19 protein-coding genes are annotated in these 17,710 nt (G+C 65.8%); 5 read left to right on the top strand and 14 right to left on the bottom strand.

Translation table 11 applies throughout. The features are described 5' to 3' along the window. Nucleotides 1-76: 76 nt before the first annotated feature. The 5 genes from secF to queA all read right to left on the bottom strand — a co-directional run bounded on the left by secF (nucleotide 77) and on the right by queA (nucleotide 5,737). Nucleotides 77-1,099: a protein translocase subunit SecF gene (secF, locus tag AC1DIX_RS16710; RefSeq protein WP_477325835.1), complete on the bottom strand. Its 1,023-nt coding sequence runs from the start codon at nucleotides 1,097-1,099 to the stop codon at nucleotides 77-79. A gap of 15 nt (nucleotides 1,100-1,114) precedes the next feature. Next, complete coding sequence (secD, locus tag AC1DIX_RS16705; RefSeq protein ID WP_477325833.1) at nucleotides 1,115-3,007, bottom strand: protein translocase subunit SecD; 1,893 nt, start codon at nucleotides 3,005-3,007, stop codon at nucleotides 1,115-1,117. Between the two features lie 51 nt (nucleotides 3,008-3,058). Continuing rightward, entirely contained in the window at nucleotides 3,059-3,394 is a 336-nt protein-coding gene (gene yajC, locus AC1DIX_RS16700) for a preprotein translocase subunit YajC (protein WP_477325831.1), read from the bottom strand. A 177-nt stretch (nucleotides 3,395-3,571) separates the two neighbouring features. Then, nucleotides 3,572-4,711 carry a tRNA guanosine(34) transglycosylase Tgt gene (gene tgt, locus AC1DIX_RS16695; protein ID WP_477325829.1) on the bottom strand — a complete coding sequence of 380 codons (1,140 nt, stop codon included), beginning with the start codon at nucleotides 4,709-4,711 and terminating at the stop codon, nucleotides 3,572-3,574. Between the two features lie 6 nt (nucleotides 4,712-4,717). Further along, entirely contained in the window at nucleotides 4,718-5,737 is a 1,020-nt protein-coding gene (gene queA, locus AC1DIX_RS16690) for a tRNA preQ1(34) S-adenosylmethionine ribosyltransferase-isomerase QueA (protein ID WP_442123994.1), read from the bottom strand. An 87-nt stretch (nucleotides 5,738-5,824) separates the two neighbouring features. On the opposite strand from queA, the gene recG reads away from it, so the two are divergent. Continuing rightward, the gene (recG, locus tag AC1DIX_RS16685; RefSeq protein ID WP_477325827.1) at nucleotides 5,825-7,909 is read left to right on the top strand and encodes an ATP-dependent DNA helicase RecG; all 2,085 of its coding nucleotides are present in this window, start codon (nucleotides 5,825-5,827) and stop codon (nucleotides 7,907-7,909) included. Nucleotides 7,910-7,924: 15 nt separating this feature from the next. On the opposite strand, the gene AC1DIX_RS16680 is transcribed toward recG, so the two are convergent. Next, entirely contained in the window at nucleotides 7,925-8,230 is a 306-nt protein-coding gene (locus AC1DIX_RS16680; RefSeq protein ID WP_477325825.1) for a hypothetical protein, read from the bottom strand. 153 nt (nucleotides 8,231-8,383) lie between these two features. Here AC1DIX_RS16680 and AC1DIX_RS16675 point away from each other — a divergent pair, with 153 nt between their 5' ends. Further along, nucleotides 8,384-9,127, top strand: coding sequence for a lysostaphin resistance A-like protein (locus tag AC1DIX_RS16675; RefSeq protein ID WP_477325823.1), 744 nt, complete (start codon nucleotides 8,384-8,386; stop codon nucleotides 9,125-9,127). A 15-nt stretch (nucleotides 9,128-9,142) separates the two neighbouring features. On the opposite strand, the gene AC1DIX_RS16670 is transcribed toward AC1DIX_RS16675, so the two are convergent. The 7 genes from AC1DIX_RS16670 to pyrC form a co-directional block, all read right to left on the bottom strand. Then, the gene (locus AC1DIX_RS16670; RefSeq protein WP_442123961.1) at nucleotides 9,143-9,484 is read right to left on the bottom strand and encodes a hypothetical protein; all 342 of its coding nucleotides are present in this window, start codon (nucleotides 9,482-9,484) and stop codon (nucleotides 9,143-9,145) included. A gap of 181 nt (nucleotides 9,485-9,665) precedes the next feature. Further along, a complete protein-coding gene (locus AC1DIX_RS16665) occupies nucleotides 9,666-10,046 on the bottom strand; it encodes a hypothetical protein (RefSeq protein WP_477325821.1) in 381 nt (126 codons plus the stop codon). Nucleotides 10,047-10,133: 87 nt separating this feature from the next. Then, nucleotides 10,134-10,532: a hypothetical protein gene (locus AC1DIX_RS16660; protein WP_477325819.1), complete on the bottom strand. Its 399-nt coding sequence runs from the start codon at nucleotides 10,530-10,532 to the stop codon at nucleotides 10,134-10,136. Between the two features lie 141 nt (nucleotides 10,533-10,673). Next, complete coding sequence (locus tag AC1DIX_RS16655; protein WP_477325817.1) at nucleotides 10,674-11,048, bottom strand: 50S ribosome-binding protein YggL; 375 nt, start codon at nucleotides 11,046-11,048, stop codon at nucleotides 10,674-10,676. Nucleotides 11,049-11,066: 18 nt separating this feature from the next. Then, a complete protein-coding gene (locus AC1DIX_RS16650) occupies nucleotides 11,067-12,065 on the bottom strand; it encodes a Gfo/Idh/MocA family protein (RefSeq protein ID WP_477325815.1) in 999 nt (332 codons plus the stop codon). Nucleotides 12,066-12,073: 8 nt separating this feature from the next. Beyond that, a complete protein-coding gene (locus AC1DIX_RS16645) occupies nucleotides 12,074-12,895 on the bottom strand; it encodes a DUF3025 domain-containing protein (protein ID WP_477325813.1) in 822 nt (273 codons plus the stop codon). 6 nt (nucleotides 12,896-12,901) lie between these two features. After that, on the bottom strand, nucleotides 12,902-13,951 hold the full coding sequence (gene pyrC, locus AC1DIX_RS16640) for a dihydroorotase (protein ID WP_477325811.1): 1,050 nt from the start codon (nucleotides 13,949-13,951) through the stop codon (nucleotides 12,902-12,904). A gap of 149 nt (nucleotides 13,952-14,100) precedes the next feature. Here pyrC and AC1DIX_RS16635 point away from each other — a divergent pair, with 149 nt between their 5' ends. The 3 genes from AC1DIX_RS16635 (at nucleotide 14,101) to AC1DIX_RS16625 (ending at nucleotide 16,616) form a co-directional block, all read left to right on the top strand. Continuing rightward, on the top strand, nucleotides 14,101-14,838 hold the full coding sequence (locus AC1DIX_RS16635) for a sulfite exporter TauE/SafE family protein (protein WP_442123968.1): 738 nt from the start codon (nucleotides 14,101-14,103) through the stop codon (nucleotides 14,836-14,838). 75 nt (nucleotides 14,839-14,913) lie between these two features. Next, the gene (locus tag AC1DIX_RS16630) at nucleotides 14,914-15,363 is read left to right on the top strand and encodes a FixH family protein (protein ID WP_477325809.1); all 450 of its coding nucleotides are present in this window, start codon (nucleotides 14,914-14,916) and stop codon (nucleotides 15,361-15,363) included. Between the two features lie 8 nt (nucleotides 15,364-15,371). Then, the gene (locus AC1DIX_RS16625; protein ID WP_477325807.1) at nucleotides 15,372-16,616 is read left to right on the top strand and encodes a cytochrome-c peroxidase; all 1,245 of its coding nucleotides are present in this window, start codon (nucleotides 15,372-15,374) and stop codon (nucleotides 16,614-16,616) included. 1 nt (nucleotide 16,617) lies between these two features. Here the strand turns inward: AC1DIX_RS16625 and AC1DIX_RS16620 are convergent, their stop codons facing one another. Then, a complete protein-coding gene (locus AC1DIX_RS16620; protein ID WP_477325805.1) occupies nucleotides 16,618-17,643 on the bottom strand; it encodes a YeiH family protein in 1,026 nt (341 codons plus the stop codon). Nucleotides 17,644-17,710: the final 67 nt, after the last annotated feature.

Here is a 17,710-nt window from a genome sequence, read left to right as displayed (position 1 = left end):
CCTGAAGAAATCGTGCGCAATAAACAAAAAAGCCGCCAAGGCCAAGGCCCGGGCGGCTTTTCCGTATTGACGGCGATTACACGACGGCGCCGTCGGTCTCGTCGCGTTCCTTGATCGGCTTGATCAGGTCTTCGCGCTTGACGCCCAGCCACATGGCGATCGCGGCCGCCACGAACACGGACGAATAGATACCGAACAGGATACCGATCGTCAGCGCCACGGCGAAGTAATGCAGGGCCTGGCCGCCGAAGAACAGCATCGACAGCACCATCATCTCGGTACAACCGTGGGTGATGATGGTACGCGAGATGGTGCTGGTGATCGCGTGGTCGATGACCTCGGTCACGCTCATCTTGCGCTGCTTGCGGAAGGTCTCGCGGATCCGGTCGAAGATCACGACCGATTCGTTGACGGAGTAGCCCAGCACCRCCAGCACCGCGGCCAGCACGGTCAGCGAGAATTCCCACTGGAAGAAGGCGAAGAAGCCCAGGATGATCACGACGTCGTGCAGGTTGGCGACGATGGCCGCCACCGCGAATTTCCACTCGAAGCGCACGGCAAGGTAGATCACCACGCCGATCACCACCATGATCAGCGCGTTCAGGCCGTTCTGCGCCAGCTCGTCGCCGACCGAAGGGCCGACGAATTCGACGCGCTGCAGGTGCACGGCTTCGGCGCCGGCCGCATTGACGCAGGTGCTGCGGGTGACGGTCTCGCCCTTGTCAGTGGTCTGCTGGACCTGCCTGGTCGTGCCGTTCTCGGCGGCGCACAGGCCGTTGAACACCGTGGCCGAGGCGGTCGCGCCCGGCAGGTCCTTGCGGATCGGCAGGCGCAGCAGGACGTCCTGGGCGGTGCCGAACGGCGTCGCTTCCGGATGTTCGTAGCCCAGCTTTTCCAGGCTGCTGCGGATTTTCTCCAGGTCGGCCGCGTGCGGGTAGCGCAGTTCCATGGTGGTGCCGCCGGTGAATTCCACCGAGTAGTGCAGCGGCCGGGTCACCAGGAAGAACACCGCGGCAACGAAGGTCAGCGCCGAAATCACGTTGAAGATCAACGCGTGGCGCATGAACGGGATGTCCCGTTTAATCTTGAAAAATTCCATGGCTTTCCTCGCTGCTTATTTCTTGGCCGCGGACTTGGCGCCCGCTGCCGTGATGCCCGGTTCCCAGACGGTACCGATGGCGATCTTGCCCAGCTTCTTCTTGCGTCCGTACCACAGGTTCACGACGCCGCGCGACAGGAACACGGCCGAGAACATCGAGGTCAGGATGCCCAGGCAGTGCACGACCGCGAAGCCGCGCACCGCGCCCGAACCGAAGACCAGCAGGGCCACGCCGACGATCAGGGTGGTCACGTTCGAGTCCAGGATGGTCGCCCAGGCGTGGCTGAAGCCGGCCGAGATCGCCGCCTGCGGCGTGTTACCGGCACGCAGTTCCTCGCGGATGCGCTCATTGATCAGCACGTTGGCGTCGATCGCCATACCGAGTGCCAGCGCGATTGCGGCGATACCCGGCAGGGTCAGCGTGACTTGCAGCATCGACAGGAGGCTCAGCAGGAACAGCAGGTTGCAGGCCAGCGCCACCACGCTGAAGAAGCCGAACAGCTGGTAGTAGATGATCATGAAGATCGCGATCGCCACGAAGCCCCACACGGTCGAGTGCAGGCCCTTGGAGATGTTCTCGGCGCCCAGTTGCGGACCGACCACGCGTTCCTCGACGAATTCCATCGGCGCCGACAGCGCGCCCGAGCGCAGCAGCAGGGCCAGTTCGGCCGCCTTCTCCGCCGACGGCATGCCGGTGATCTGGAAGGACGAACCGAATTCACCCTGGATGGTCGCGTTCGACAGCACGGTGTACTTGCCTTTTTCCTTCAGCAGCACCGCCATGCGCTTGCCGACGCGCTCGCGGGTCATCTGGCGCATCTTGCGGCCGCCTTCGCCGTTCAGGCTGATGCTGACGACCGGCTGCTGGTTCTGCTGGTCGAAGCTGGCGGTCGCGCTGGTGATCGAGTCACCGCCCAGGAAGACGTCCTTCGACACCACGGCCGGGGCGCCCGGACCGGTGGTGAACAGTTCCGAGTTCAGCGGAACCGCGGCGCTCAGCTCGGTGCCCGGGGTGACGGTATCGTCGACGGTGCGGAATTCCAGGGTCGCGGTGCGGCCGATGATGTCTTTCGCATGGGCCACGTCCTGCACGCCCGGCAGCTGCACCACGATGCGGTCGCGGCCCTGCTGCTGGATCACCGGCTCGGTGGTGCCGAGTTCATTGATACGCTTGCCCAGGGTCGAGATGTTCTGCTTCACGCCCTCTTCCACGGCACGCTGCAGCGCTTCCGCCTTCAGGGTCACGACCAGCTTCAGGTCGGTACCGTCGGTGGTGTCGGCGAAGGTCAGGTCCGGATCCTGGGCCAGCACGTTGCGCGCCTGGACACGGGTGTCGGCGTCGCGGAAGCGGACCTCGATGCGGTTGCCGACGCGGTCGATGCCGGCGTGGCGCACGTTCTTGTCGCGCAGCTGGCTGCGGATGGTCGTTTGCAGGCTCTTGATGCGGTTTTCCTGGACCGCCTTGGAGTCCACCTGCAGCAGGAAGTGCACGCCGCCGCGCAGGTCCAGGCCCAGGTTCATCGCCTGCGCGCCCAGCTTCTGCATCCACATCGGGGTGTTCTTCGCCAGGTTGACGGTGACGATGTAGTCCGGATCGGTCGGGTCGCGGTTGAGGTCGCGCTCAAGGGCCGACTTGGCCTTGAACTGGGCGTCGGTGGACGCGAAGCGCGACCGCACGGCGGTCGTGTCACCCGAGCCTTCCAGGCTCACGGCTTCCGGCGGGATGCCGTCGCGCTTGAGCGCCGCGGTCACCTGGGCCACGGTGTCGCTGTTGATCTTGACCGTCGCCTTCGAGGTGGTGACCTGCAGCGCCGGCGAATCGACGAAATAGTTCGGCGCCGTGTACAGGAGGCCCAGCAGCACCGCCACGAGGATCAGTATGTACTTCCAGAGGGGATAGCGATTCATGATGTTCCAGCGTTCAGAATTGAGCGGGTGCGGCCGAAGCCGCAAGGCTGGTTACAGGGCCTTCAGGGTGCCCTTCGGCAGCAGGGTGGTGACGGCGTTCTTCTGCACCACGATTTCGGTACCGGCAGCCACCTCGATGGTGACATAGGCGTCGGCGACCTTGGACACGCGGCCCAGCACGCCACCGATGGTGATCACTTCGTCGCCCTTGGCCAGCGCCTCCATCATCGACTTCATTTCTTTCTGGCGCTTCTGCTGCGGACGGATCATGATGAAGTACATGACCACGAACATGATGATGATCGGCGCGAACGTCGTCAGGCTGCCCATGATGCCAGGGTCGGCGGCGCCGGCGGTGGTTTGCGCATAAGCGTTGGAAATGAACACAAGGACTCCGATTTATAAGAATGTGAAAAAACAAGCGCTGTATTCTAGCACCCGCAAACTGTCAACAGCCAGTTTCCGGCCATGTGGGAGCGGTTGCGTAAATTACAAGTAGGGTGGGCACACCGTGCCCACGTGCAGCGATATTTACGCGTGGGCACGGTGTGCCCACCCTGGGGATTACACCCCGCGGGCGCGGTCGGCGTTGAACTGCAGGCGGAATTCGTGGAAGCGGTCGGCATCGATCGCATCGCGGATTTCCTGCATCAGGTTAAGGTAGTAGTGCAGGTTGTGGATGGTGTTCAGGCGCGCGCCCAGGATCTCTTTCGAGCGGTGCAGGTGGTGCAGGTAGGCGCGCGAAAAATTCTTGCAGCAGTAGCAGGTGCAGCTCTCGTCCAGCGGCGCCGTGTCATCCTTGTAACGCGCGTTCTTGATCTTGAGATCGCCGAAACGGGTGAACAGCCAGCCGTTGCGCGCGTTTCGGGTCGGCATCACGCAGTCGAACATGTCGACGCCGTTGGCCACGCCGGCCACCAGGTCTTCCGGCGTACCGACGCCCATCAGGTAGTGGGGCTTGTTCTCGGGCAGGCGCGGGCCGACGTGCTCGAGGATGCGCATCATGTCTTCCTTCGGCTCGCCCACCGACAGGCCGCCGATCGCCAGGCCCGGGAAGTCGATGTCTTCCAGGGCGGCCAGCGATTCGTCGCGCAGGCGCTCGTACATACCGCCCTGGACGATGCCGAACAGCGCGTTCGGGTTCTCGCCACGCTTGAACTCGTTCATCGAGCGCTGGGCCCAGCGCAGCGACATGCGCATCGACTTGGCCGCTTCATCAGCGGTGGCCGGACGGCCGTCGATCTCGTAAGGGGTGCATTCGTCGAACTGCATCACGATGTCCGAATTCAGCGAGCGCTGGATCTGCATCGAGATTTCCGGCGACAGGAACTGGCGCGAACCGTCGATCGGCGAGGCGAACTTCACGCCCTCTTCCGTAATCTTGCGCATCGCGCCCAGCGAGAACACCTGAAAGCCGCCGGAATCGGTCAGGATCGGCTTGTCCCAGCCCATGAAGCCGTGCAGGCCGCCGAACTTGTCCATGACCTCGGTGCCCGGGCGCAGCCACAGGTGGAAGGTGTTACCGAGGATGATCTGCGAGCCGACTTCCTTCAGTTCAAGCGGGTCCATCGCCTTGACCGAACCGTAGGTCCCGACCGGCATGAAGATCGGGGTCTCGATGGTGCCGTGGTTGAGTTTCAGGCGGCCGCGGCGCGCATGCGACAGGCCGCTCGTATCTTTTTTGAGAAGGGTAAATTCCAGCATATTGGATTAATTTTTCCGGGTTAGCAGCATCGCATCGCCATAGCTGAAGAAGCGGTATTCGCTGGCGATCGCGTGTGCATAGGCCTTGCGGATCTCGTCGTAGCCGGCAAAGGCCGAGACCAGCATCATCAGGGTCGACTTGGGCAGGTGGAAGTTCGTGATCAGGCGGGTCACCGTCTTGAACTGGTAACCCGGGGTGATGAACAGGCGGGTGTCGCCGCTGCCGGCCTGCAGGCTGCCGGACTGGGAGGCCGACTCCAGCGCGCGCAGCGAGGTCGTGCCGACCGCCACCACGTCGCGGCCGGCGGCCTGCGCGGCGCGTACCGCATCGACGGTCGCCGAGGAGATCGTGTACCACTCGCTGTGCATATTGTGCTCGGCCAGGTTCTCGACCCGCACCGGCTGGAAGGTGCCGGCGCCCACGTGCAGGGTGACGTAGGCGATGTTCACGCCCTTGGCGGCCAGCTTGTCCAGCAGCGGCTGGTCGAAGTGCAGGCCGGCGGTCGGCGCGGCGACAGCACCCGGCGCCGATGAATAGACGGTCTGGTAACGCTGCTCGTCGAATTCGTCGGCGTCGTGGGCGATATAGGGCGGCAGCGGCAGGCGGCCGTGGGCCTCGATCAGCTCGAACACGTCGCCTTCGAAGTGGAGCGTGAAGAACTCGCCGGCCCGTTCGCCGGTGGTGACGTCGAAGGCATCGGCCAGGCGGATGCGGTTGCCCGGCTTGGGCGACTTGGACGCGCGGACCTGCGCCAGCACGGTGCGGTTGTCGAGCACGCGCTCGACCAGCACCTCGACCTGGCCGCCGGATTCCTTCTGGCCGAAGAAGCGCGCCTTCAGCACGCGGGTATTGTTCATCACCAGCACGTCGCCGGCGGCAAGCTGGTCGACGATATCTGAAAATGTGCGATCCGTGATGCGGTCGCCGTCGAGCTGCAGCAGGCGCGAAGCGCTGCGATCCGGCAGCGGCACCTGGGCGATGCGCTCGTCGGGCAGGTCGAAATCGAAATCGGAGAGGGAGTAGATTCTGCTCATGATGGGAAAACAGTGCCAGGAGCCTTACAATATAAGCTCAAGCGTATGCGGCGAACCCTCTATTTTACACCAGCCTTTATGCCCGCAACCAAAGACAAAGCCGCAGCCAAGCCCGCAACAACCCCGGTTCAGAAGACCATCGAGAGCAAACTCGCCAAGCTCGGCCTGCGCACCGACATGGACCTGGTGCTGCATCTGCCGATGCGCTACGAGGACGAAACCGAGATCGTGCCGATCCGCGAGGCCTGCCTGCGCGGCGGCCACGTCTCGCAAGTCGAAGGCATCGTTAGCAAAAACGAAATCACGTACAAGCCGCGCAAGCAGCTGCTGGTCTCGATCGCCGACGAGACCTCGGACATCCAGCTGCGCTTCATGAATTTCTACGGCAGCCAGGTCAAGCAGCTGGCCGAAGGCACCCGCGTGCGGGCGCGCGGCGAGGTGCGCCACGGCTTCTTCGGCGCCGAGATGGTCCATCCCGTTTATAAAGTCGTCAACGAAGGCGCGCCCCTGCCGACTTCCCTGACGCCGGTCTACCCGTCCGGCGAAGGCCTGTCGCAGACCGTGCTGAGGCGCGCAATTTCCGATGCCATGAAGCGGGTCGACTGGACCGACACCGTGCCGCGCGCGGTGCGCGAAAAACTGTCGCTGGCCGAGTTCCAGCCGGCGGTGCGCCTGCTGCACTATCCGCCGCCGGACGTCGACGAGAACGCACTGATCGAAAAGACCCACCCGGCCTGGACCCGGGTGAAGTTCGACGAACTGCTGGCCCAGCAGCTGTCACTGAAACGCGCCCAGCAGGCACGCCGCGAAAAGGGCGCGCCCCAGCTCACCAGCGTCGGCGCGCTGTCCGAGGCCTTCCTGAAGGCCCTGCCCTTCCAGCTGACCAATGCCCAGCAGCGCGTGGTGCAGGAAATCAGCAAGGACCTGCGCGAGGGTTATCCGATGCAGCGCCTGCTGCAGGGCGACGTCGGCAGCGGCAAGACCGTGGTCGCCGCGCTGGCGGCCGCCCAGGCCATCGACAGCGGCTACCAGGCGGCCCTGATGGCGCCGACCGAGATCCTGGCCGAGCAGCACTTCCGCAAGATCGCGGCCTGGATGGAACCGCTGGGCGTGAAGGTGGCCTGGCTGACCGGCAGCCTGAAAAAGAAGGAAAAGCAGGCCGCCAGCGAGATGGCGGAATCGGGCGAAGCCAACCTGGTGATCGGCACGCACGCCTTGATTCAGGACTCGGTGCAGTTCGCGAAGCTGGGCCTGGTGCTGGTCGACGAACAGCACCGCTTCGGCGTCGGCCAGCGCCTCACCCTGCGCAACAAGGGCAGCGACGGCCTGGTGCCGCACCAGTTGATGATGTCGGCCACGCCGATCCCGCGCACCCTGGCGATGACCTATTACGCCGACCTGGAAGTGTCCGTGATCGACGAGCTGCCGCCGGGCCGCACGCCGATCGTCACCCGCGCGATCGACCAGAACCGCCGCGACGAGGTGATCGAGCGCGTGCACGCCGCCGCGCTGGAGGGACGCCAGGTCTACTGGGTCTGTCCGCTGATCGAAGAGTCGGAAGCGCTGCAGCTGCAGACCGCCACCGACACCTTCGAGACCCTGGCCGCTTCCCTGCCCGACCTGGTGGTCGGCCTGGTCCACGGCCGCATGAAGCCGGCGGAAAAGCAGGTCATCATGGACGCCTTTTCAAGAGGCGAGGTGCACGTACTGGTGGCCACCACCGTGATCGAGGTCGGGGTCGACGTGCCGAACGCCTCGCTGATGGTGATCGAGCACGCCGAGCGCTTCGGCCTCTCGCAGCTGCACCAGCTGCGCGGGCGCGTGGGCCGCGGTTCGGCGGCCAGCGTGTGCCTGCTGCTGTATCAGAGCCCGCTCGGCCAGGTGGCCAAGCAGCGCCTGATGACGATGCGCGAGACGACCGACGGCTTCGAGATCGCCCGCCGCGACCTCGAGATCCGCGGCCCCGGCGAATTCCTCGGCGCGCGCCAGTCCGGCGAAGCCATGCTGCGCTTCGCCAACCTGGAGACCGACCAGTGGATCGTCGAACAGGCGCGCGACGTCGCCGCCTGGCTGCTGGGCTCCGACCGGCCGGAGCTTGATGCCGTCGTCGACGCCCACCTGCTGCGCTGGCTGGGCGGACGGGAAGAGTTCCTCAAGGTCTAAGAACCGGGATAGGTTCTAAGCTGTCGGGTCTTCCTTGCTCGTATGGCCGTTGTCGGGCGGGACCTTGATCTTGGCCCGGGTCGGCTTGCTCTTGCCTTTTCCCTTGCCGGTGGCGGGCTTCGCAGCGTCCTTCTTTTGCCGGGCATCGGACTTGGCATCCTTGGTGGCGTCCTTCTCGTGGGCGGCGGCGGCCTTGGCGACTTCCGGCGAGGTGCTCGAATCCGGCGTGGTGGTCTGGCCCGGCACCGGGGCAGGCGCGGTCTGGGCGAATGCGGTGCCGGCGAACAGGCCGGCGATCAGGATGGCGGTCGTGTTTTTCATTTCGAGGCTCCTCCGCGTTGTCGTAGGCCCTAATGTACACCTGTTGTAAAGACGGCCTGTTCCGCGATTTCTGCCGTCTGTCGCAAACGGACCGCCCGGCACAGCGCCTTTCATTACAGTGCGCACGTCAATACAACAACAACGAGACGCGCCATGCAATCCACTTATCACAACGAGACCCCGGTTCCCTTCGCCATCGCCTGCGCCGTCGGCCAGTTCCTGCTGACGATCCTGATCCTCAAGTTCGGCTTCAGCCTGGCCCCGCCCGAAGCCTACGGCAAGGTCAAGCTGCTCGCCTTCGCCTCGACCATCGTCTATCCGCTGATGCTGGCCCATGCCTTCGGCTTGTGGAAGCGGCTGGCGCTCGGCCTGGGCCGCATCCGCCCGGAACCGGTGTTCCTGGCCAGCCTGTCGACCGCCGCGCTGTTCCTGCCCTGGGGCCTGCGCAGCGCCGACGGCGGCAAGATCCTCTCCGACTTCACGATCCAGCTCTTCAACGCCTTCGGCGAGGAGCTGCTGTTTCGCGGCGTGATCTTCGCGCTGCTGCTGTCGCTGCCGGTATGGCGCGCCATCGTGCTGAACGGCCTGCTGTTCGGCGCCATGCACCTGATCCACGGCTTCATGGACACCGACTGGAAGACCGCCTGCTGGAAGATGGTGGTGACCTCGATCGCCGGCATGATGTTCACCGCCGTGCGCTACCGCAGCGGCAGCCTGTGGCTCTGCGTGGTGCTGCACATGGTGCTGAACCTGTGCATGATGTATTCGAAGGTGCAGGACGCCGCCGCGTCGACGGTATTCCTGGTGGAGCGCGCCGCCAACGTGATCGAGCTGGCGCTGGCGGCCTGGGTGGTCTTCGGCGCACGCCGGGCGGCGTCGACGCCGGCCGCGGCCTGATGGCGGCCCAGGCTCTCAGTTCACCTTGGTCAGGTCGACGCCGTCCACCGTCATCTTCCACTTGCCGCCCTCGCGGTGCGGCGGCTTGCTGACCACGAAGGTGGAGCGGACCAGGCTGACCCCGACGTCGAAATTGTCGCCGTTGAAGCCCTGCAGGTCGACGTGGAGATCCACGTTCTTGCCCGGCCGGTCGCGCTTGTATTCGACCTGGCCGTTCTGCTGTATCTTCAGCCGCATCTTCTCGCCGATCCATTCGCCCACGTAGGCTGATTTGTCGGCGGGGACCGGCACCGGGTCCGCGAAGCTGGGTTGGGCTGCGCACAGGCAGGCGGCGAGCAGGATGGCACGGCGGAGCATGGGGCTTCCTTTCGTTTGTCGGACACCGGGGGAACGGATAGCGAAAAGTATCGATTGCTTCCGTTCGCGATGTCAAACAAATCCGGATATGCATTTCACGCCGGCTGCCCGTAAAACGTCATTCCCGCGAAAGCGCGAAGTCGTTTCCGGCAATGCCGGAAACGACATACAAAGGGCGGGCTTACTTGGCCGGCGTAGCGGCAGCGACCGTGGTGTCCTTGTGCGCTTCGGCCTTGACCGCAGCCTTGTGATGGGTCTTGGCGGCCTTGTGCTCTGCCTTGGCGACCTTCACGTCCGCCTTGGCGGCTTCCTTGGTTTCCTTGGCGTCGGCCTTGGCTTCTTTTACTTCGGCCTTGGCATCGGCCTTGGCTTCCTTGACGTCTGCCTTGGCCGCAGCCTTGGTTTCTTTCACTTCAGCCTTCGCAGCCTGCTTTTCTTGCTTGGCTTCGGCCTTCGCCACTGCCGGCGTGGTAGCCGTCGGCGTCGTGGTGGCGGGAGTTTGTGCCGCGAATGCTGCGGTAGCGAACAGGCCGGCGATCAGGGTAGCGATGGTCTTTTTCATGGTGCGATCCTCAGGTTTTGTCTCGTGTAGTCAGGGAAGCCGCGCGGCAGCCGCCATCGGCCGCCGTGCGTAAATCGGCATCAGGGATTACTTGGTAGCCGGTGCCGGCGTGGCGACAGCTTCCGGGGTCGCTGCGGCGACGGTGGTGTCCTTGTGCGCAGCTTTCTTGGTCTTGTGGGCGGTCTTGTGAGCGGTCTTGTGGACAGCCTTGTGCTCGGCCTTGGCTTCCTTCACGTCGGCCTTGGCGGCGACTTCCTTGGCTTCCTTGGCATCGGCCTTGGCTTCCTTGGCGTCGGCCTTGGCTTCCTTGACTTCAGCCTTGACGTCGGCCTTGGTCGCAGCCTTGGTCGCAGCCTTGGTCTCTTTCACTTCCGTCTTCGCCACTGCCGGGGTGGTAGCCGCCGGCGTCGTGGTGGCAGGAGTCTGTGCTGCGAATGCTGCGGTAGCGAACAGGCCGGCGATCAGGGTAGCGATGGTCTTTTTCATGATGAAGGGTCCTCAGGGTTATCGGGTTCGGAGTGCACGTCGTTTGCGTGTCACTTGTCCCTAAAACGAGGACCCTCACTGTCCTGTTGACGCTCCTTACAAAGCCTTACCGCGCTGACAAATGCTTACAATCGGAGGCAATCAGAAGCCGTAGCCGTGCCAGGCGTCCTTGAAGTCCTTGGCACGGGCGTCGACGACTTCCGGACGGGCGCGCAGCCACTGCACCACCGCCTCGCGGTCTTCCTCGGCGGGCGAGCCGCGCTCGATGTTGGCGATCACGCCTTCGGTCTCGCTGAACGGCTCCTTGCCGCCGAAGCCGCCGCCCAGCAGGCCGCGCTGCTCCAGGAAGCCGAAGAAATCGTTGATGAAGTCGTGGTAAGGTTCGCCGCGCATCGGGCTGTGGAACACGAATTCGATGTCGAAGCAGTGCTCCTTGAATTCGCCGACGCGCGCCTTCTTGCGCTGGCGTGCGTTCAGGCGCCGCATGCGGCTGGTGGTACGGGGATCGCGTTTCATGGTTTTTCTCCTTGTTGGTTATTCCTTGGCGGTGCCGTCGTCGGCCGCGTAGTGCACGCCGATCTGGCGCCGCACTTCGTCCATCACGCCCATCAGGGCCAGCGTGTCTTCATGCGGCATGCCGGGGCTCTCGATCAGGCCGGCCTGCCAGCAACGCTGGGCCTCGATCGCCTCGTGCACATAGCCGTTGCCCAGGAAAGGCGTGGGCATGGTGCGGTTGATGCCGTCGGCACGCACCACCGTCACCGTCTGGGCGCGGTGGAACATGGTGTTCATGCGCACGTGGCCGCGTTCGCCGGCGATCGTCAGCTCGCTCGGCAGGCGCGCGCGCAGCGAGCAGCTGCACATCGACATGCCGCCGCCGCGGTGGCGCAGCACGAAGCCGGTCTGTTCGTCGACGCCGGTGGGGCCGAGTTCGGCCTGGGCCGCGACCGATTCCACCGGGCCCAGCAGCGCCACCGCGATCGACAGCGGATAGATGCCCAGGTCGAGCAGCGCGCCGCCGCCCAGCACCGGATTGAACACGCGGTGTTCATGGCCGAAGTCGGCCTTGAAGCCCAGGTCGGCGATCACCTGCGTCACCTTGCCGATCTCGCCGGAGTCGACCACGCGCCGCACTTCCGCCAGCGCCGGCATGAAGCGGGTCCACATCGCCTCCATCAGGAACAGGTTTTTCGCGCGCGCCAGCGCCACCAGTTCTTCGGCCTCGGCGCGGTTCATGGTGAAGGGCTTCTCGCACAGCACGCCCTTGCCGGCGTTCAGGGCCATGCGCACGTTGTCGACGTGGGCGGAATGCGGCGTGCCCACGTAGATCAGGTCGACGTCAGGCGCCTGCGCCAGCTCCTCGTAGGAGCCGTAAGCGGTGCCGCCGAATTCGTCGGCGAAGCCTTGCGCGCCCGGCAAGCTGCGCGAGCCGACGCCGGCGAGCACCGCCCCCGGCGTATCCTTCAGCGCATTGGCGAAGGCCTTGGCGATCTTCCCGGTACCGAGAATGCCCCAGCGGACCACATCAGTCATGTTTCCTCCTAAGTCAGCTCTTTGGCCGGCCGCTTGGGCCGGAATACGGTCTGGTCGAGATAAAACGCCTCGTCCTGCTGCGGCCACCAGCCGGGTACGCCCAGCACCGGCAGCGGGGTGAAGCCGGACGTGGCTAGGCCCTCGGTGCACAGCTGGGCGGCCACCTGCATGTCGATCCAGGCGCGCCGGTCGTCCCAGGCCAGGCCGAACCAGGCATCGGGCGCGAACAGCACCCGCGTGTGCGCCGTGATCGCCTTGCGCGGCGCCACCAGCTTTTCCATCAGGGCGTGGCCGAACAGCCAGACCTCGGCATCGCGCTCGAACGCGGCGCGCCGCAGGTACAGCGTGTCGTGCCACCGGTGGCCGCGCAGACCCTCGACCAGGGCGCGGCCATCGCCGGTGTCACGCACCACCAGCAGGGCGGCGTTCTCGTCGAAGATGGTGGCGGCATCGCGCGCCGGTCCGCGCGACTGCTTGATGCCGGCGGCGGCGATCTGCGCCGCCTGTAGTGCGTTCAGCTCGCGCTTGATGAGCGGGAAGGTTTGCCACACCAGGCCGTTGAAGAAGTCGTGCAGGTTCTCGCGCGTCGGCACGCAGCCGGTGGCGCCGATGAATTCTTCGTAGGCGGTGTTGGGCGGCAGCGCGGCCTGGGGCACGAAGCGGACAGGCTGGCCGCGGTGGTTCTGCAGCTGGAGGCGGGCCGCATTCGCATTGAAGCGGTCGATGAAATGATCAGCTGAACCCGCGGCCGGCTCCAGGCTGTCGAAGGCCGGGCGCACCGCGTCATACCACGGCTGCGCCCACCCGATCTGCTCGAACTGCTCGAACATTCCTGCTTACAGCATCTTCCAGTGGAGCTGCTGGCCGGCGTCGAGCGGCACCAGCTGGTGTTCGCCCATCGGCACGCTCGGCGGGATGGTCCAGGTTTCGCGCTTGAGGGTGATGCTGCCCTCGTTGACCGGCAGGCCATAGAAGTTCGGGCCGTTCAGGCTGGCGAAAGCCTCCAGCTTGTCCAGTGCGCCGGCCTGTTCGAAGGCGGTGGCGTACAGCTCCATCGCGTGCAGGGCGGTGTAGCAGCCGGCGCAGCCGCAGGCGCTTTCCTTGGCGTGCACGGCGTGCGGGGCCGAGTCGGTGCCGAGGAAGAAGCGCTCGTCGCCGCTGGTGGCGGCGGTCACCAGCGCCAGGCGGTGTTCCTCGCGCTTGAGCACCGGCAGGCAGTAGTAGTGCGGGTTGATGCCGCCCTTGAAGATCTCGTTGCGGTTGTACAGCAGGTGGTGGGCCGTGATGGTGGCCGCGATCGGGCCTTCGGCCTCGGCCACGTACTGGGCGGCGTCGCGCGTGGTGATGTGCTCGAACACGATCTTCAGTTCCGGGAAATCGCGGCGCAGCGGGCGCATCACGCGCTCGATGAACACGGCTTCGCGGTCGAACAGGTCGATCTCGTGGTTGGTCACTTCGCCATGCACCAGCAGCGGCATGTCGAGTTCCTGCATCACCTCGAGGGTCTTGTAGCACTTGCGCAGGTCGGTCACGCCGGCCGCCGAGTTGGTGGTGGCGCCGGCCGGGTAGAGCTTGACGGCGTGGATGAAGCCGGTGTCCTGGGCGCGGCGGATCTCGTCCGGGTCCGTGTTGTCGGTCAGGTACAGGGTCATCAGCGGCTCGAACTGCATGCCTTCCGGCAGCGCGGCCAGGATGCGGTCGCGGTAGGCGGCTGCGTCGGCAGCGGTGGTGACCGGCGGCTTCAGGTTCGGCATGACGATCGCGCGGGCGAACTGGCGCGCGGTGTGCGGCAGCACGCTGGCCATCTGCGCACCGTCGCGCAGGTGCAGGTGCCAGTCGTCGGGGCGGATGAGGGTGATGGTGTCGGGGGATTCGATGATGGACATGGCGGCTCTCGGATTGCGAACCCCGGCATTTTACCTGCACGTATGGAAGACGGCACGCGCCCGGCACGGCTCGCGCACGATACGTTTCCTAAAAGAACTAAATCGATAGAAGAAGATAAAATTTAGCTATTCACTATTCGACTATCGGCATGGATCTCGATTTCGGCACGGTCGCGCCGCTGGCGCTCATCATCGTCTTCGCCTACACCGTGTTCGGCCTGACCGGCTTCGGCTCCTCGGTCACGGCGATGCCGCTGCTGGTGCAACTGATCCCGCTGCGCATGGCGGTGCCGCTGATGCTGGTATTCGACCTGAGCGCCGGCCTGCTGCTGGGCCTGAAGAACCTGAAGACGATCGAGCGCCGCGAAGTGCTGCGCCTGATTCCCTTCATGCTGGCCGGGATGGGCCTGGGCGTGTTCGCGCTGGTGCGGGCGCCGGAGCGCGTGCTGCTGGTGGTGCTGGGCGCCTTCATCCTCTGCTATTCGGCCTGGAGCCTGCTGCTGCGGCAGCCGCCGAAACCGCTCGGCGCCGGCTGGGTCCTCCCCTTCGGCGTGGTCGGCGGCATGTTCACCGCCATGTTCGGCACCGGCGGCCCCTTCTACACGATCTACCTGACGCGCCGCCTGCGCGACAAGCTGGTGCTGCGCGCCACCATCAGCGGCGTGATCTTCTTCAGCGGCCTGGCGCGCCTGGCCCTGTTCTCGAGCGCCGGTCTGTATCGCAACCATACGCTGCTGGTGCTGGCCGCGCTCCTGTTCCCGTTCGCGATGGGCGGCCTGTGGCTCGGCAATCACCTGCACAGCCGGCTGCCGGCGGCGCGGGTGGTGCAGGCGATCTGGGGCGTGCTGGTGATCGGCGGCATCAGCCTCATCATAAAAAATGTTTGATTGACCCCTTGACCTTCCAATGATGGGAAGCTCGAAAGTGAGGGTTCCGATCCACCTCACTTTTGAAAGCACATCATGGTTACCAAGAAAATCCTGCCGCTGCTGGCCTTCCTGTCGCTGTCCTTCCTGGYGGGCTGCATGTCCCCACCTAGCGACCTGGACCTGTCCACGCACCGGACCACCGCCAACCAGCGCTACGTGGTCGACATCCGTCCGGTCGACGGCCCTGCCGACCTGAACCGCATCCACGCCTGGGAAGTCGACGTCAGCTCGCCGTCCGGCCAGCCCGTCGACGGCCTGAAAATCGCGGTCGACGGCGGCATGCCCCAGCACGGCCACGGCCTGCCGACGCGGCCGCGCGTCACCCGCCAGCTCGGCGCCGGCCGCTACCTGATGGAAGGCATGAAGTTCAGCATGACCGGCTGGTGGGAGATCAAGCTGAAGATCGACGGCGCCGCGGGCAGCGACACCGTCACCTTCAACACCATCGTCGACGGCCGCGGCGGGCGGCTGGCGGCGCGCTGAGGCCGGCCGTGAAAGCGCCTTTCCGGAAGCTCCTGCTGGCGCTGGCCGCCCTGCTGGCCACGGGCGCCGCGCTCGCCGCATTCACCTCGGCCGGCCGGGATGGCTGGAGCGACGGCGAACTGCAGATCCTGTCCACGCTCAGGCTGAGCCAACTGGCGCCGCCAGCGCCAGACCCCTCGAATGCGGTCGAGGCCAGGCCGGACGCCGTGCAGCTCGGGAAGCAGGTGTTCGCCGACACCCGCTTCAGCCGCAACGGCGCGGTGTCCTGCGCCAGCTGCCACCAGCCGGACAAGCAGTTCCAGGACGGCCGGCCGCTGGGCCAAGGCGTCGGCACCGGCCGGCGCCGCACGATGCCGCTGGCCGAAGCCGGCCATGCGCCCTTCACCTTCTGGGATGGCCGCAAGGACAGCCTGTGGTCGCAGGCCCTCGGTCCGCTCGAAGACCAGCTCGAGCACGGCGGCAGCCGCCTGGCCTATGCCCACCTGGTGCGCGCCCACTACCGCGCGCAGTACGAAGCGCTGTTCGGTCCCATGCCGGACCTGAGCCGGCTGCCGGCGGAAGGCGGTCCGCTGGGCACGCCGGCGCAGCGCGCCGCCTGGGCCGCGATGCGCGAGGACGACCGGCGTGCGGTGTCGCGCGTGTTCGCCAACCTCGGCAAGGCGATCGCCGCCTACGAGAAGACGCTGCACTACGGCGAGTCGCGGCTCGACGGCTATATCGAAGACCTGCTGCACGCCGACCCGGCGGCGCCGCAGCGCCTGAGCGCGCAGGAAAAGAACGGCCTGCGCCTGTTCATCGGCAAGGCGCAATGCGTGACCTGCCATAACGGCCCGCTGTTCAGCGACCAGCAGTTCCACAACACCGGCATCGCTCCGCGCACGCCGGGCAAGCCGGACTTCGGCCGCGGCGCGGCGCTGACGCAACTCCTGAGGGACGAATTCAACTGCCTCGGCCCCTACAGCGACGCCAAACCGGAACAGTGCGAGGAGTTGCGCTTCCTGTCGGCCGACGACCACACGCTGGACGGCGCCTTCAAGGTGCCCGGCCTGCGCAATGCGGCAGCGCGGGCGCCGTATATGCACGCGGGCCAGCTGGCGTCGCTGGGCGAGGTGCTGGAGCATTACCGCCGCGCGCCGGCCGCCGCCGCCGGACACAGCGAACTGAAACCGCTGCGCCTGAGCGACAGCGAGGTGCGCGACCTGGCCGCATTCCTGGGAACGCTGTCCAGTCCCGTCGTCGAAGGACGCCGCTGAATCAGGCGATCATGGTGACCAGGCGGTTGATCAGGTAGCCGCCGACCACCAGGAACAGGAACAGCACGCTGGCCAGCAGGATCGGCTTGATGCCCGCCTGGCGGATCGCGCCGACGTGGGTGCGCAGGCCGAGGGCCGCCATCGCCATCGCCAGCAGCACGGTGTCGAGCTGCAGGATGGCGTCGACCAGGCCGGCCGGCAGCAGCCGCAGCGAATTCAGGCCGCTGGCGCCGACGAACAACAGCGCGAACCAGGGAATGGTGATGCGGCGCCTGGCGGCAGCTTCGGTTCCCTCTTCGGCGCCGAGGCGGCTGCTCAGGACGACCAGGAAGGGCGCCAGCATCATCACCCGCAGCATCTTCTCGATCACGGCGCTCGAGGCCGCGGCTTCGCTGACGGCGCGTCCGGCCACCACCACCTGGGCCACCTCGTGGATGGTCGAACCGGCATACAGGCCGTAGGCGGTCTCGGACAGGTGCAGCCAGGGATACAGCAGCGGATACACGAACATCGACAAGGTGCCGAACACGACCACGGTCGCCACCGCCACCGACACCTTGTGCGCCTGGCCGCGCACCACCGGCTCGGCCGCCATCACGGCGGCGGCGCCGCAGATCGCGCTGCCGGCGCCGATCAGCATCGCGGTCTGGCGGTCCAGCCCGAACGCCCGGGTGCCCAATTGCACCGCCAGAGTGAAGGTGGCGACGATCACCAGCGCGTCGATCAGCACGCCGGCCCAGCCGATGTGGCCGATCTGCTGGAAGGTGATGCGAAAGCCGTACAGCACGATTCCCAGGCGCAGCAGGCGGTTGCGGGCGAAGTCGACGCCTTCCTGGCTGAAGGGCGCGATGCGCGGGAAGACCGTGTTGCCGAGCACGATGCCGGCGACGATGGCGAGGGTCAGCGCGCTGAGGCCGAGGCGCTGGAATACCGGCAGCGCGGCGCCCCACATCGCCAGCGCGGCGAGCAGCGCCGCCAGCGCGAGGCCGTGGACGTAGGGAAGACAAGGGCGGGATGGGTGAGGCATGGGTTTCTCCTGTTGTACCCATGCAGGTTAAACATTTCCCATTCATAAGAAAAACAAGTTATATTGA

Source organism: Massilia sp. 05N420 (assembly GCF_056397205.1).
This window is presented reverse-complemented; position numbering and strand designations above follow the sequence as displayed.

Bases quoted from the DNA above. Each gene is read 5' to 3' on its own strand.
- secD (WP_477325833.1), bottom strand. From the start codon at position 3,007: ATGAATCGCTATCCCCTCTGGAAGTACATACTGATCCTCGTGGCGGTG.
- tgt (WP_477325829.1), bottom strand. From the start codon at position 4,711: ATGCTGGAATTTACCCTTCTCAAAAAAGATACGAGCGGCCTGTCGCAT.
- recG (WP_477325827.1), top strand. From the start codon at position 5,825: ATGCCCGCAACCAAAGACAAAGCCGCAGCCAAGCCCGCAACAACCCCG.
- AC1DIX_RS16680 (WP_477325825.1), bottom strand. From the start codon at position 8,230: ATGAAAAACACGACCGCCATCCTGATCGCCGGCCTGTTCGCCGGCACC.
- AC1DIX_RS16675 (WP_477325823.1), top strand. From the start codon at position 8,384: ATGCAATCCACTTATCACAACGAGACCCCGGTTCCCTTCGCCATCGCC.
- AC1DIX_RS16670 (WP_442123961.1), bottom strand. From the start codon at position 9,484: ATGCTCCGCCGTGCCATCCTGCTCGCCGCCTGCCTGTGCGCAGCCCAA.
- AC1DIX_RS16665 (WP_477325821.1), bottom strand. From the start codon at position 10,046: ATGAAAAAGACCATCGCTACCCTGATCGCCGGCCTGTTCGCTACCGCA.
- AC1DIX_RS16660 (WP_477325819.1), bottom strand. From the start codon at position 10,532: ATGAAAAAGACCATCGCTACCCTGATCGCCGGCCTGTTCGCTACCGCA.
- AC1DIX_RS16655 (WP_477325817.1), bottom strand. From the start codon at position 11,048: ATGAAACGCGATCCCCGTACCACCAGCCGCATGCGGCGCCTGAACGCA.
- AC1DIX_RS16650 (WP_477325815.1), bottom strand. From the start codon at position 12,065: ATGACTGATGTGGTCCGCTGGGGCATTCTCGGTACCGGGAAGATCGCC.
- AC1DIX_RS16645 (WP_477325813.1), bottom strand. From the start codon at position 12,895: ATGTTCGAGCAGTTCGAGCAGATCGGGTGGGCGCAGCCGTGGTATGAC.
- pyrC (WP_477325811.1), bottom strand. From the start codon at position 13,951: ATGTCCATCATCGAATCCCCCGACACCATCACCCTCATCCGCCCCGAC.
- AC1DIX_RS16635 (WP_442123968.1), top strand. From the start codon at position 14,101: ATGGATCTCGATTTCGGCACGGTCGCGCCGCTGGCGCTCATCATCGTC.
- AC1DIX_RS16620 (WP_477325805.1), bottom strand. From the start codon at position 17,643: ATGCCTCACCCATCCCGCCCTTGTCTTCCCTACGTCCACGGCCTCGCG.